Source organism: Pseudomonas sp. (genome assembly GCF_049653025.1).
Lineage (GTDB): Bacteria > Pseudomonadota > Gammaproteobacteria > Pseudomonadales > Pseudomonadaceae > Aquipseudomonas.
In genome coordinates this window covers 148,168-163,075 of sequence record NZ_JBASFM010000025.1, presented here as the reverse complement: position 1 = coordinate 163,075, position 14,908 = coordinate 148,168, and the positions used below count along the sequence as shown (strand labels likewise).

Below are 14,908 nucleotides of genomic sequence, written 5' to 3'. Positions count from 1 at the left end.
AGCAAAGCAAAGCAAAGCAAAGCAAAGCAAAGCAAAGCAAAGCAAAGCAAAGCAAAGCAAAGCAAAGCAAAGCAAAGCAAAGCAAAGCAAAGCAAAGCAAAGCAAAGCAAAGCAAAGCAAAGCAGTGAAAAATAACTCAGCCATCATTTAATTCAACGTTGTTCCCAGCAGTAGTACAAGTGCTCGACGCGGCATATGGAAAATCATTTCCCCACGACATAACACAAGAAAGCTAGACGAGGCCAGCGACATTAACCTTGGCCCGCCTCCTACTGCCCTCCCGCCAATTTAACTTTCATAAGCTGGCTTTCCATACTTAGCAAAACTATAAAAATCAAAATACTCTTCCTCCACATCAGGAAGGTAGTCCCTAGTCATTTTATCGAAATGCGGAACATCATCAAAGGGTGAGATTGAGTCACTAGCTAGAACTTTCTCAATAATCCTCCCTAGTTCACCATTCAGAAATTCAGCGGCCACCGGATCTTTTGAACCACAAAGAGCCAACCGCAGTTTTTCTGCGCTATTTTTTAACAACCTAACTTGCTCTTGCGTGAACACGCTCTCAGACTTACTCACTTCCGTACACCCTAAGAACATCTACCTTTTCAGGGACGCTCCAGTTTTTAAGATTGGGAACAATAGTTTGGCGTGCGCCACCTTTAGCTGTGTAACCACCTTCTTTAATCCCAGCAACTTTACTTTCAAATACAGCAGGCCTTGCGCCTGGCCTTGGATTAATAGCATAAACATCGTAACTACCTACAAAATTCTTATAGGGCAACCCTGCTTCTTGAGCCAACTTTTCCGGGTTACTTTTGAAATACTCAACTTCCGACTTCGTGAAGTAGTATGAAGAACGACCTGGAGCATTATTTGATGGCACAAACTTATAGAGAGTTTCGCCCTGATCAACATTACGTTTGATAGGAACAGTTGAGCCAGATCTAATATTTCCGTCGGCTAAATTTATTGCCAAATCATCAGACAAGTCTGCAGCTTTATACTCACTGTACAAATCAGTTCTAATTGATTGAACTGAAGGCAAATTTGGATTAACGCCTTTTGTATTAAAGGGTGAATTTGATGAGATTAATGGTGTATTTAAACCTGCTTCAGAGGCATTATTAGGGGCATTATTAGGGGACAGACCACGGTTTCTATAGCAACAAACCAGACTCTGACGCTTGTCTCGGCCGCCCAGACTTTCCGCGTGTCACTCTTCGCCCTAGTGCACTTTCTACCTCGGCCGTAAACCTTGAACTACCAAGTGCATAATTGCCATTAGTGGCCGTGCGGATCTGATCCACCAAGCCGGGATCAAGTTGATACCGGAAAAACTCTCGATAGCTATCGGCACGCGATTGATCTTCCCCGCTCAACGCCATGTACAGCGGGTGGGGCTCAATCAGATCAGACCACTCTGCTTGAGCATTTACCCGATAACTCGACCACCGATATTCGGCTGGGTGCTCGACCATCCCAGCCCTGACCGGGTTCAACTCGATGTATCGATAGCAGGCCAGTACATAGCTCTCCTCCTGCATCAAGCAGGAGCGGAAGCGACCTTCCCACAACGTGCCACTGCGACGATAAGTACGATTGATGTATTGCACATAGCGCTGACCAAGCCCCTTCATCAGCAGTGAAACGCTTTCCGGCTTGGTCGGCGTCAGCAACAAATGAACGTGGTTGGTCATCAGGCACCACGCATGGATCGCGCAGCCATGCTTTCTTGCTTGGTCCGCAAGGTGCTCTAGATAGAACAGGTAATCTTCCTTGGCGTAGAAACAAGCCGAACGATTATTCCCTCGTTGAATCAGGTGCAGTGTGGCTCCCGGCAGCAGCACACGCGCTCGACGCGGCATATAGAAACTCCTTTTCCATAACATGACTCCAGAAGACTAGACGAGATCAGCGACATTAACCGTGGTCTGTACCTATTGCTCTCTCTGGGCATATTCGATAGCCACCGTCCATGGATGGCTTTCAGCCTAGCAAAACTAACAAAAAAAAATCTGCCCCCTTTCCAACTGTTATACATCACCTACCATGCCTACCGTCTATCTTGAACTCTCGTACCCAAACTATCCTAATTTCAGGCAAATCTTCATAAACCCTTCTGCAAAAATATCTTGTACTACTGTCTAGAGGATCAAGATAGTCATCGCAGATTGAAATCACCCTGACCGATCTATTTTTTTTTAAAAAAAGAAAAATATCCTCTAGATAATTTTCCTTTGACAAATCCCCAGGCACTGTTATCTCTGTGATATCAGGATCGATTACAGCACAGCCATCTAGAGCATTTAAATCAATTTGCACACCTACCTCCCTGCCGTATCTAAACTTATAGTTTCCAGCCTTACTGCATTATTGAACTGACTCCGATTAGGCACAAGAGTTTGTGTTGCCCCACCTATCTGCCTAAATGCACCTTGCTGTGTCGGCGCAACCGTACTTTCAAACACAACCGCACTACCTTTAGGTTTAATTTCAAAAACATCGAATTTAACCCCGTGACTTTGAAGAGGAATACCCAATTTACTTAAAGCGTTGACTGGATCAATTTTAAGGCGGTCCAACTCCTGCTTGGTAAACCAATAAGGGGTTACATCAGACGGACTACCACCGACAGATACAACCTTATAAAGCGGTTCATTAATAGTCTTTTTAACGGGAAGAGTGGAACCTGACTCGATCAAGCCTTTCGCATACTTCTCAGCTTGAACAGGACTCAGCCCCGCATCTTGATATTCCTGTATGAGCGCCCTGCCTTCTGAAATATTTTTAGGATTTATGTTTATTCCAAATGTTTTGAACCCGGCTAACTGCTGAGTAGGAGCTATACCGAACTCATTATCAATAGCACCGGCTAATGTACCCGAATTTGCACCATCCACATTTTTAGGTATCGACGGAACATCCCCATCAAACCCATATTTCTCGATAGTCGCCAACTGAGCAGCCAGTTTCCCACTCGAGCCAGCCATAAGTGCGCCGGCCTTCTCCTTGGTTACCGCAACACCAAATTTGGCTGCCTGCCCTGCGGCTTTCACCGCATCGGCCTCAACAGCCACCACCAAGGTTAACGCGACAGAAAGGATGTGCCCAATCTGCATGCCAAGCTGTTCAGCTTGATCCAAACCCCCAGTGTCCAACGAAACCTTGGCTTTTGCGATGGCCTGCTGCATCTCGTCGTACTTCGCCCCCAGCAGTTGTTTCATTGCTGGGGAATTGATCATCTCGGAGATTTCATCAAGGCTTTCACCTGGGAACGCGGCAAAGCGCGCCATGGTGTCGAGGGTATCGAGCCCGGAGCCGGCCAAACCATCCTTCAAGCCTTTGGCGATACCTTTGCCTGTAGCGAAGTCCTGCTCGACCGAAACCCCCATCCATTTGGCGGATATCTTGAGCTGCTCGCCCACTGTTTTCGCTTCGGCCAGCTCTTTGTTGCGCTGAACCTTCTGCTGCGTGGCCAACCAGTTATTGTCGACATTCGCGGTAGCTGCGTTATTGGCAGTGGCTGCGCTATCCGGGTCCGCAACTGTCGCAATACCGGTGACGATGCTCAGTATCAGGTTGCGCTTGGCTTCACGCTGTTCGCTGGTTTCGTCCGGGCTGGTTTCACTGAATAGCCCCGTCAGCACGCTACTCGACGCAGCCCCCATTGCCCCTGCCGAGCAAGATTGCTGGCTGGCGGCGGCCGCGCCGCAACCGACAATGGCGTGCAGTGCGGCATGCAGCGGGCTACCTTCAATCAAAGCGCCCTTTTCCACCAGCTTGCCGATGTAACCGGAACCCTGTTGTTGGAGGTAGTTGACCACCATGTTCTGCGCGAACTGGCTGGTTCCCGCGTTGACCTGGCCCCCTGCCGCTGCAGTCAGCACAGTCGCAATCTGCCGATAGGTGCCACCAGCGCCCCAATTACCGTTGATAATCTTGGCTTCGTCCTTAAGGGCCTGGGCGTGGGCTATCATGGCCAGTCGCTCTGCTGTCGTTAAGCTGTTTTCATAGTTGTTTGCTTCTGCCTCGATCTTCTTGGCATCAGCATTTTTTTTATCAGCCTCACGTGCCTTTGTTTCTAGAAATGCACCTACGTTCTGGACAAATGCGGTGGTGATTTCGAAGCCGGCAAGAATCTCTTCTTCATCGAAGATCGACTTCAATGCATTTGCGCCGTCCTTCTCGGAAGACACATCACGTTCTAGCTGAGCAACGGTGGTGTTGGCGTCTTTGCCGGTCAGTAGCTTTTGCTTTTCTGGGTCGGTGATCAGAATGGTGCCGCCGCTTATCCCACTTTTTGTGGTGCTGCTGGCGTCATCACTAGCGCTTAACGCAATTGGTGCTGTGGCACTAAAGCCGCCTTCACTAGGAAGAGGGTCACCCGCAGCCCCAGCAGAAGCATTGCCATCTTTATCTTTGCCTACGCTGCCCTTGCCATCCCCGCCCCAGGAGTAACCGCCACTTAAGTTGATACTGCTGGCTTTGTACTCCGCCTCGTTCTTAATGTCTGACGAAGTCAATGTGCCTGTAACAAGTTGGTTCTTACCTGCCTGAATTGCTTGTTCGGTACTGGCAATTACCGCGCCTTTAAGGTCGGTATTACCACCTACAGTAATGTTGAAGCCTTTGTCGCCGGCCTTCACCCCCGACTGCTGTATGACGCTGGCGTATTCACTGTTAATTTTTTGTTGGCTAGCGCTAGCTGAAACACTGCTGGCTCCAGCGCAAATCGGTGGAATACACAAGCTGACACCAGCGCTTGCACTACTTTGTTTGGATTTGTAGGTGCTGGTGTCTTGCAAACTTTCGATGTTGAGATTGCCCCCGACGTCTCCAACAACCTGCTCACCACTAATAATGGCACCTTTGATATTGGTGTCTTGCCCCGACCAGAAACCCAAAGCATTACCGGCCTCAATGGTGGTATGGGTCCAGGACACATCGGAACCATCAGCATTTCCCCGCGACTTATTGGCCGCGAGATCCAATGTGATACCGTTCTGGCTTCCACCGAAGGCAAAGCCAACGCCAACTTTCCAGCCTGAACCTGCATTCTTTCCATGCTGTTCGGCTGTGTTCTTGGCAGCCAGTAAATTGATATCGCCATCTGCTTTTAGCTTAGCGTCACCGCCCGCACTTACTTGGCTACCAACAACGTTAAGATTGCTGTCTGTGCCCGCACCGGTTGCAGTGATGTTGACGTTGTTACCTGCAGCTACCGTGCTGCTTACAACGTTCTGACCAGACTGGGTACTTTTGCTATTACCTTTGTCATTACTGAGATTAACGCTGACTTTTATGCCGCCCACATTGCCGTTCGCCAGCGCTTGCGCACTGTTGTAGGCCGTAGTGGCATACATACCGGCGTTCACCGCAGCCAACGCTTTCAGCCGCGTATCCCCCGTGTTCCCCGCCGCCTCACCCATCTGCTGAATATTGCGCACCGCATCCACCAGCGGAACACTGACCGAGCCGCCAATAGCAGTGCGGTTTGAGCTTTGCTTTTGGCTCTCGCTGAGTTTGTCGTAGCCGGCTTCGATATCGACTTGTTTGCCGATGATGTTGACGTCGCCGGTTGGCGCAATCACTTGGCTGGCGACTTGGTTGTAACGCTCACCGGCCTTCAGGTCGATATTGCCGCCCAGGGAGGCGATCTGACTGGAAATTTGGGTAACACTGCTGTTCTGGTTGGTTTCCTTGAGGCTAGCAACACCGGTGGCGCCCTGGTACCAGTTGCCGATTTCACCGGTGTTTTTGGTCTTGGACGTGGCGCTGGACTTGTTGCTGGTTTCGCCGCTAACCACGCTTAAATTGCGCCCAGCATCGATGCGAATATTGTGGTCGGCCACCAGGGTGCTAGCGCGAATACTGGTGTCGCGACCACTGTCGATATCGATGGTAGCGCCACTTAGGGTGCTGCCCACTTCCTGAGTGCTGCTTTGCTTCGCGCCTTTGCCTTTGTTCTCTAGGGTGAAAGAACCGTTGGTAGCGAGGGAGTCGGTCAGGTGCCAGTTGAGCTTGTTGGACTTGCTCGCCTGGCTGGACTGCTGGCTCTGTTGCGCAGTGCTGATAGCGATATCACGCCCGGCGTCGAGAACAATGCCTTCCTCGGCATGTATCGCAGCGGCGCGCAGGGTGATGTCGTTGTCGGCCATCAGCTCTACGCTTTTGCCATTCAGGCTGCTGCTGGTCAGGCTGCTGCTGTCGCTGCTTTTGGTGCTGGACTTGCTGGAAAACAGGCTGCTTTTGGATTTACCGCTGGCTTGGCTGGCGGCGTTCTCCGCTGCGTTCAATACAATGTCGTGACCGGCATAGACGGAAATTGCTTCATCGCTGCTCAGCTGTGCGCCGCGGGCGGTGATGTCGTTGTTGGCCACCAGGGTCAGGTCGGAACCTGAATGAATGGACGACGACACGGCCAGGCTGCTGGATGCCTCGGACATCGTGGTTTTTGTTTTGCTGCTAAACAGGCCTTCGCTTTTTTTCTTTTTGTAGTAATAGCTGTAATCCTGGTTTTGCGCGGTGTCCAGGTTGAGGTCGCCTTTGGCGTACAGGTAGGCCTCCTGACCTGCCGTTATCTGGCTGGCAGTCAGGTTGGTGTCACCGCCGGAGCTGCTGATGAAGTTGCCACCGGCCTCAATCACTGCACCTTGTTGACGAACCGTGGCGGCCTCTTTGTTGATCTTTTTCTTACTGCTCTTGTAACGGTATTCGCTGCTGCTCTCATTGGCAGCAGAGGCGATGCGAACATCGCCATCCGCGTCCAAGGCGATATCCCCGCCAGCCTTGACCTTGCTGGCAATCACTGCGACATCTCTACCCGCCTCAGCGCTGAGGTCGCCGCCCACCTGCATATCACTGCCGTACTGGGTGGTGCTGGATTTGCTCCAGAAGTGACGCCTGTCCTTGCGCATCTGGCCGTTTTCGGCCTCGGCAGAGGCGATCACCAGATCCTGCCCGGCACTCAGGCTGGCATCGCCGCCGGCCTTGAGGCTGCCACCGATATTCTGCAGATCACGGCCTGCGGAGAGAGTCAGGTCGTTACTGGCTTCAATGCCGGCAGCCTTGTCGACCACGCTGGTGAGCTGACTGAAGTTACGCCCGCTGCGCGCTTCCTGGGTGATGCTGCGTTCATTGCTGATATCACCCTTCTGGGCAATAGCACTGACATCCTTGCCCGCGATGATGCCGCCCTGGGCATTGCGGATGCTGTTAGTGGCCAGCAGCGAAAGGCGCTCGCCCGCTTGCATAAGGCCGGTATTGCCGATGTTGTTGGCGGTAGTGCTAAGGTTTTGGCTGGCGCGTAGGGTGCCGCTGTTATTCAGGCTGCTGCCACTGATCAGCACCACATCTTGCCCCTGAATCAAGGCACCGCCAGGTGCCAAACGGTCGTTGGCATGGGCCAGGTACAGCACGGGAACCAGTACTTTCTGGCCATTCACTACCTGCTCCTGCATCCAGACGATGTCATGGGTCAGGGCAGCCATCTGCTCGGCAGTCAGGGCAATCCCAGGCACCAGACTCAGCGCTTGCTTGCTGGCGATGGCGTTGTTCATCAGGTACTTGAACTGCGCTTCATCCGAGTTCAGGCCGGCCAGGAAGCGCTTGCCGGTGCGGGCGGCGATGGCCTGCTGGATCAGCCTCTGCTCGTACAAGCCATCACCCAAGCGGCGCTGGGTTTGATCAGGGTTGTAGCCCACCGCATCAAGCAGGTAGCCCGAGTTAAGGAAGTTCTTCAGGCTGGCAAAGGCTGGATTGGTCTCAACTAGATAGGGATAACCCGGGTCGTTGTTTAGCTTGAACAAGCCGTTCTGCCCTTGCGGCAAGCTAAAACTAGGCAGGGCCAGCGGGTCTACTACCAGTTGCTGGCTATCTGCCGGCAACTGCGCATTAAGCTGCACCACCAGTGGCTGGCCGTTGCCCGTCACCTGGGTGTTGACGTTCGGGGCGCTACCAACCTGAGGGGCCTGATTATTTAGCACCGAGGCATTGGTCAGGCTTTGCGTCGCCTGAATGCTGACATTGCCACCGGCCTGGATGATCGCCGGCGCTCCGGGACCGCTTGGGGTGTTGGTTTCAATATCGCTGGTCAGGGTCCAGCGATACATTGCGCTCGGTACTTCTTTAGGCAGCGGCTGAGCGTTGTAAGGGTCGATGTGCCTGTCGCGGAAACGCTCATCAGAGCCATCGGTAATACGTCCGGTATTGAAGCGCCGAATCCGCTCGATAATGCCACTGGCGGCCCCCATGTTTTCCAGGGTGACACCAGTAATATTGATATTGCCGCTGGCGCTCAGGCTGCTGTAACGGTTGGCAATGGCATCACCCTGGATGTTCAGGTCGCCACCGCTGTGGATTCGGGAAGCGTCGGAGTCCTGCTCCACCGTGGTAGTAAATCGTTCGGTGGCCACATAGTCGACGTTGTGGTGATCGCCACCGCAGTCGTAGCAGACCACGCTGATGCTGCCTGAGGTGAGCTGTTTGCTTGAAGTAAACAGCTCTTTGCGGTTAGTCAGGGTGACTGCTCGAAGGCTCATATCGCCACTGGACTCGATGCTGCCGGAGCGGTTCTCCAGCAGCGTCGACTTGTTGCCAGCAGCATTCTTGGCAACGGTCAGCGAGCCAAGGCTATAAATGTCTGCATACAGGTTGCTGATGCTGTCAGCCAGCAGCTGCATATCCGCGCCGCTAAATAGCAGGCCGCCCTGGTTGATCAACTGCGCCGCTTCAATATGCAATGCCGCTGCGCTGCCAAGAGTGCCTTGGTTGTTGAGGCTGGCCGCCTTGATGTTCAGATCATTTGTCGAGGTGATCTTGCCGGCGTTGTTCATGCCAGTGCTGATATCAATTTGGGCACTGTCCGCGCTGCGCAACTCGGAACCGCTACCAAGGTCGGCACTGTCCGCAGTCAGGCTGAGATCACCTTGCGCAAGCAATTTGCCATTGCCGGTGTAAGCACCGGTCAGGGTCAGGCTCAGTGCGCCGTCGGTTTCGATGCTGCCGTGGTTTTCCCAGCGCTCGCCACTGGTGGTGATGTCATCAACGGCAATCAATGCACCGGTAGCGCTTTGGGTTAGGCGGTTGATAGCGATGTTAAGCGTCTTGGCCTGCAACGAGCTGATATTGCTCCATTCATCCAGGCTGAGATCGACCGCACCGTTGGTGATAAAGCGACCGCCGGCCTGGCCAAGAGCCGTCAGGTCTAGGGCAAAGCCCTGATCGCCCACGTGACGCACCGTACCGCCCAGGTTGCTCAAGCCAACGCTGCTCAAGGCAAATGCGCCGCTGCCGATCTCGACCAGGCCGGCATCGTTATTGAACAGCCCGCCCAGGACAAACCGGCTATCGCCTTCGCCACCCAGGGCGCGCAGTTTGCCGCCGCTGTTACTCAGGGTATTGGCAGCCAGTTGCAGATCACTGGCGGACTCAATCAGCCCGCCCTGGTTGTCCAGAACCGCACTGAGTTGCAAATCAAGTGCGCCACCGGCCAAGGTGCCGCTCTGGTTAGCCAGGTTGGTCGCCGTCACCTTGATGCCTTGCTGGGCCAGGACTTCGCCGCCTTGGTTGTTCAGCTGGGTACCATTCACCTCGAGGCTTTGCTGCGCGACGATACGCCCGCCCTGGTTTTCCAGCGTTTCTGCGTTGAGCGTTGCCTCACCGGCGCTGAGCAACTTACCCGCGCGGTTATCTAGGGTCTGTACATCGCTGTTCAGGCTGCCGTGGGAGGTGATGGTGCCAGGGTTCTTGACCGTGCTGGTTTGCAGGCTAAGTGTGGCCGAGCTGTTCAGGCTGCCATCGGCGCGTACGCCCGCTTCCACCACGCCCTGGTTGAGCAGCTCACCACCCTTGACGGCCAGCTGCTGGGCCGCCGCCAGGCTTTGCTTGACCTGAGTCTGACTACTGGCCTCGACCACGGCATTGCGCCCAGCGAAGGTATCGGCATTCAGTTCGATGTTCTCGGCCTTGAGCTGCAGGTCGCGGCTGGCGGCGGTGCGCGCCATGCTCAGTTGACCATTGGCGTCGATCTGAATATCGCCGGCACTGGCCGCCATATCACCCGCCAGCTTGACGCCGACACCCGTTTCAGTACCGACCAGACGAATCGCCCCAGCATACATGCCGCCCAGCGCCGAGCTGTCGATGGCCAGTTGCGGCTTGGCGCTGCCGTCATCGGTTTTAGCCGTGGTCGCCAAGGTGGTCGCATCCACCTCGTTACGCCCGGCGATCACATTCAACTGATTGGCATGCAACTCGGCGTTGATCTGCGCACTGCGAGTGATCAGGTCGAACTGGCTGACATTGCGCGCATTAAGACCATCGCCTTCGATGCTGATCTGCCCGCCATCGACATCAAAGCGATCCAGCCGCCCGCCCTCTACAACCGGCTTGCCGGTGCTGAGAGTCACCCGCGGGGTATTGATAAAGCCACAGCCATCACAGCTGATGCCATGCGGGTTGGCCACGATGACATGGGCGGACTTGCCCGCCACCTCGGTGTAGCCCTTGAGCTGGCTGGGGCTACCACCGTTGACTTCATTGAGGATCAGGTTGGCCGCCCCGCCCTTGAGGTTGGGGTTGCCCACCACGTAGCCGCCCAACTGCGTCTGCACCAACGCCTGGGCGCTGTTGTTGAGAATCAGGCCTTGCTGGCTGACGTTGAAGTCGGTGAATTTGTTGTGCGACAGACCGCTGCCATTGGGCGTGGCGATATTGACCATGGGCACGCCATTGGCGGCCTGGGTTACCGCGGCGTTGCTGCCAGCCTGGGCATCCAGCGCCAGCTCGGCCGCCGTGGTGACGATCGGATTAAGGAACAATACGCCGATCAGGACACAGGCAATGTTTTGGAAAAAAGGCGTGCGAACGTCCATGTAATAACTCCAACCCTAGGGCTACAAATCAGAAATCAGCAGAAAATCAGAAGAACAGGTCGAGCCGGAAATACACCGGATGCTCCTGACGCTCGATGGCGTCCGGGCGTTCCAGTGAGCGGGCTAGGGTCACCGAGGCGGCCAGATACTGGCCGCGGGCACTCAGCTCGATGGCGTTGCCGGAGAGGCGGCCATGTTGATCCGGGTTGTAGCGCCCACCACTGATCACCCCGACGTCATAAGCGAAGGCCACGCCATATTCCTGAAGAACGGGCCGTAGTGGCTCCCAGGCCACTGGTTTGCGCCAGCGCAGCTGGTTGCGCCAATAGCCGCCACTATCACCAGCCAGCGACTGCTCCTTGAACCCGCGTACCGAGCTCAAGCCGCCCACGCTGATGCGCTGCGGGCTGTACAGCACATCCTCGCTACGCTGGCCGCTGGCCAGGCTGTCGAAACTGAACGACTCCCCCCACAGCTGGAAAGGCTGCAAGTAGCTCAGGGTCAGGCTGTATTTGTTGTAACGGGCGACCGGCTCGCCGCCTTGTGGGTCACCGCTGCGTTGCGCATCGAAGGCACCGATGCCACGCTGCCAGCCAAGATCAGCGTTGATAAAGGCGCTGCCGATACGCCGGCCATGGTTGAACCCCAGCTGCGCCTCGGACAGCCGCTGGCTGGAGACATCAACCAAATTACCCAGGATGAAATTATTGCTGCGCAGGTGGCTGGTACCCAAATTGACCGCCGTCTTGCTCACATTGTCGCGATGCAGCACGCGCTCGGCGCGCAGGGCATGGGTCGCGCTGTCGCCGTCCTGGTCGAAGGCAAAGCCATTGGCTTCGCTCTCGGTGCGGTAGTAGCTCTGACTGTAGCTGTAATTGAAGGTCCACCAGCCATACGGCAGGCTGTAGTTGAGGCTCTGGTTATGTGAATGGCGATAGCTGTCGCTGACCGCATCGCGGCCAGCCCGCAGGCTCAGCTGATCCGCCAGACCCAACGGGCTGTCCCAGTCCAGGCCCAATCCCCATTGCTGCTCACCGGTACTCAGCTGGCCGTCGTTGTGCCTGGCCAAGCTGACCCGCCAAGGCTTGCTGCGTTGCCCTTGCAATTGCACGCGGCTACCACCGACCTGCTCACCCGGCACCAACTCCAGTTGCGCCTGGCGTGACGGCAGGCGGTTGAGTTGCTCGACCAGTTGTTCAAGCTCACGTAGGTTCAGCACGCGCTCGGTCGTACCGGGAAAGCTCATGGCTAATTCGCGATCAGATGCCAGCGCCGAACTATCTAGGCCTTCGAGCTGCCCTTCGACCACCATGACCTGCAGGGTACCGCTGGCCAGATCCTGCTGTGGCAAGTAGGCACGCGTGGTGACATAGCCACGCCCCAGGTAGTGGTTGGTGATGTCCTTGAGCAGCTGATTAAGCTGACCGACACCCAGGCACTGGCCATTGTAGGGTTTGAGAATGGCCGCCTGATCTGCGGGACTGAGCAGCGTTGCCCCGACCAGGTTGATTTGCTTGATGGCAAAGCAGCGCTCATCTTCTGTGGCAGGCGCTGCCGGCAGTTGCTCGGCCTTGCCTGGCAGTTGGCGCAAATCCTCCAGGCGACGCTCCTGCTCTTGTAGCAGACGCTCCTGGCGCTCACGGATAAGGTCACGATCACCTGGCGTTTGCGCCAGCGATACAAGGGGAACAACAGAACACATCAGCCAAACGGCCAAAAAATGGCCGGGAGCCATTTTTAACGTCGCGCAGCGACGGCCAGCAGGGTGGCCGCCACGGATGGCAGGCCATAAAGGTCTAATACGAAGAGCCATGCCTTCAGTCCTTTGAATAGCGGATATACAGAATCAAAATGCGGCGCGCATTAGAACATATGGCGACTTGCCATCAGCCACATAACGCGTGAACCACCGCACAGAACCGGCTATTCATCCTGAACTTCTGACCACCGGTTGCTGTCGCCGCGAACCCTACAGAAATGCCCATCAATTGAGAAGCAGTCGCAATGCGCCAGAAATAAAAAGCCCCCGCAGGCTCTCGCCGGCGGGGGCTTTTTAGTTAGCTAGAACTGGATCAGTTCTTGGCTTTCTTGGCAGCGCGGGTGCGCTCGCCTTCGTCGAGGATCTTCTTACGCAGACGGATCGACTTCGGCGTGACTTCGCACAGCTCGTCGTCCTGGATGAATTCCAGAGCCTGCTCCAGGGTGAATTTCACCGGTGGAACCAGGGCAATGGTTTCGTCCTTGCCGGAAGCGCGCATGTTGTCGAGCTTCTTGCCTTTGGTTGGGTTTACGCCCATGTCGTTGTCACGGCTGTTCAGACCAACGATCTGACCGTTGTAGATTTCCTGGCCGTGCTCGACGAACAGCTTGCCGCGCGCCTGCAGGGTTTCCAGGGAGTAGGTCAGTGCCTTGCCGGTTTCAACCGAAACCAGTACGCCGTTCTGACGGCCGGACATGTCGCCGGACTTCATGGTGTCGTAACGATCGAAGATCGAGGTCAGGATGCCAGCACCGTTGGTCAGGGTCAGGAACTGGTTACGGAAACCGATCAGACCGCGAGCAGGGATGTTGTATTCCAGACGCACACGGCCTTTGCCATCCGGCACCATGTTGGTCAGGTCGCCCTTACGCAGGCCCATCTCTTCCATGACCTTGCCCTGGGACTCTTCCGGGGTGTCGATGGTGACGTTCTCGAACGGTTCTTGCTTGGCGCCGTCGACGACGCGGATGATCACTTCCGGACGGCCCACACCCATTTCGAAGCCTTCGCGACGCATGGTTTCGATCAGTACCGAGAGGTGCAGCTCACCACGGCCGGAAACCTTGAACTTGTCAGCGCTGTCGCCTTCTTCAACACGCAGGGCCACGTTGTACAGCAGCTCTTTGTCCAGACGCTCTTTGATGTTACGGCTGGTGACGAACTTGCCTTCTTTACCGCAGAACGGCGAATCGTTGACCTGGAAGGTCATGGATACGGTCGGCTCGTCGACGGTCAGCGGAGTCATCGCTTCGACATGGTTGATGTCGCACAGGGTGTCGGAGATGAACAGCGAGTCCATGCCGCTGACGCAGACGATGTCACCGGCGGTGGCTTCTTCAACGTCGATGCGGTGCAGGCCGTGGTGACCCATCAGCTTGAGGATACGACCGTTACGCTTCTTGCCGTCGGCGTCGATGGCGATCACCGGGGTGTTCGGCTTGACGCGACCACGGGCGATACGGCCAACGCCGATAATGCCGAGGAAGCTGTTGTAGTCCAGTGCGGAGATTTGCATCTGGAACGGACCGTCGATATCAACCTGCGGGGACGGCACGTTGTCGACGATGGACTGGTACAGCGGGGTCATGTCTTCAGCCATGTCGGTGTGATCCAGACCGGCAATGCCGTTCAGGGCCGAGGCGTAGACGACTTTGAAGTCCAGCTGCTCTTCGGTAGCACCGAGGTTGTCGAACAGGTCGAAGATCTGGTCCAGAACCCAGTCCGGACGCGCGCCTGGACGGTCGACCTTGTTGATCACCACGATTGGACGCAGGCCGGCTTCGAAGGCCTTCTTGGTCACGAAACGGGTTTGCGGCATCGGGCCGTCTTGGGCGTCGACCAGCAGCAGCACGGAGTCAACCATCGACATCACGCGCTCAACTTCACCGCCGAAGTCGGCGTGGCCGGGGGTGTCGACGATGTTGATGTGGTAGCCGTTCCAGTTGATCGCGGTGTTCTTCGCGAGAATGGTAATGCCGCGCTCTTTTTCCTGGTCGTTGCTGTCCATCACGCGCTCGTCGTTGAGCTCGTTGCGCTCAAGGGTGCCGGACTGGCGCAGGAGTTTGTCTACCAGGGTGGTCTTACCATGGTCAACGTGGGCAATGATGGCGATGTTGCGTAGATTTTCGATCACGTGTGTATCTCGATCAGAGGATTCGGTGTGCCGCTTATTCTAGGCGGCGAGTATTAACTAATTGCGATTTCTGCCAGGCGGCGTACCAGCGCTGTGGCTGTTACGCCGCCTGTGGGTCGGGAGGGCGATGGCGAATAC

The 14,908-nt window shown here is 55.5% G+C and carries 7 protein-coding genes; all 7 read right to left on the bottom strand.

The window, feature by feature from the left end; genetic code table 11:
- Window positions 1-288: 288 nt before the first annotated feature.
- The 7 genes from WBK23_RS20210 to typA all read right to left on the bottom strand — a co-directional run bounded on the left by WBK23_RS20210 (window position 289) and on the right by typA (window position 14,770).
- A complete protein-coding gene (locus WBK23_RS20210) occupies window positions 289-579 on the bottom strand; it encodes a hypothetical protein (protein ID WP_424485719.1) in 291 nt (96 codons plus the stop codon).
- Entirely contained in the window at window positions 572-1,048 is a 477-nt protein-coding gene (locus WBK23_RS20205; RefSeq protein WP_424485718.1) for a hypothetical protein, read from the bottom strand. The genes WBK23_RS20210 and WBK23_RS20205 overlap by 8 nt, the downstream gene beginning before the upstream one ends.
- Before the next feature lie 112 nt (window positions 1,049-1,160).
- Complete coding sequence (locus WBK23_RS20200) at window positions 1,161-1,868, bottom strand: transposase (protein WP_424485717.1); 708 nt, start codon at window positions 1,866-1,868, stop codon at window positions 1,161-1,163.
- Window positions 1,869-2,043: 175 nt separating this feature from the next.
- The gene (locus WBK23_RS20195; protein ID WP_424485716.1) at window positions 2,044-2,325 is read right to left on the bottom strand and encodes a hypothetical protein; all 282 of its coding nucleotides are present in this window, start codon (window positions 2,323-2,325) and stop codon (window positions 2,044-2,046) included.
- Window positions 2,326-2,327: 2 nt separating this feature from the next.
- A complete protein-coding gene (locus tag WBK23_RS20190) occupies window positions 2,328-10,877 on the bottom strand; it encodes a hemagglutinin repeat-containing protein (RefSeq protein WP_424485715.1) in 8,550 nt (2,849 codons plus the stop codon).
- Between the two features lie 46 nt (window positions 10,878-10,923).
- The gene (locus tag WBK23_RS20185) at window positions 10,924-12,579 is read right to left on the bottom strand and encodes a ShlB/FhaC/HecB family hemolysin secretion/activation protein (protein ID WP_424485714.1); all 1,656 of its coding nucleotides are present in this window, start codon (window positions 12,577-12,579) and stop codon (window positions 10,924-10,926) included.
- Window positions 12,580-12,949: 370 nt separating this feature from the next.
- Complete coding sequence (gene typA, locus WBK23_RS20180) at window positions 12,950-14,770, bottom strand: translational GTPase TypA (RefSeq protein WP_424485713.1); 1,821 nt, start codon at window positions 14,768-14,770, stop codon at window positions 12,950-12,952.
- Window positions 14,771-14,908 lie beyond the last annotated feature (138 nt).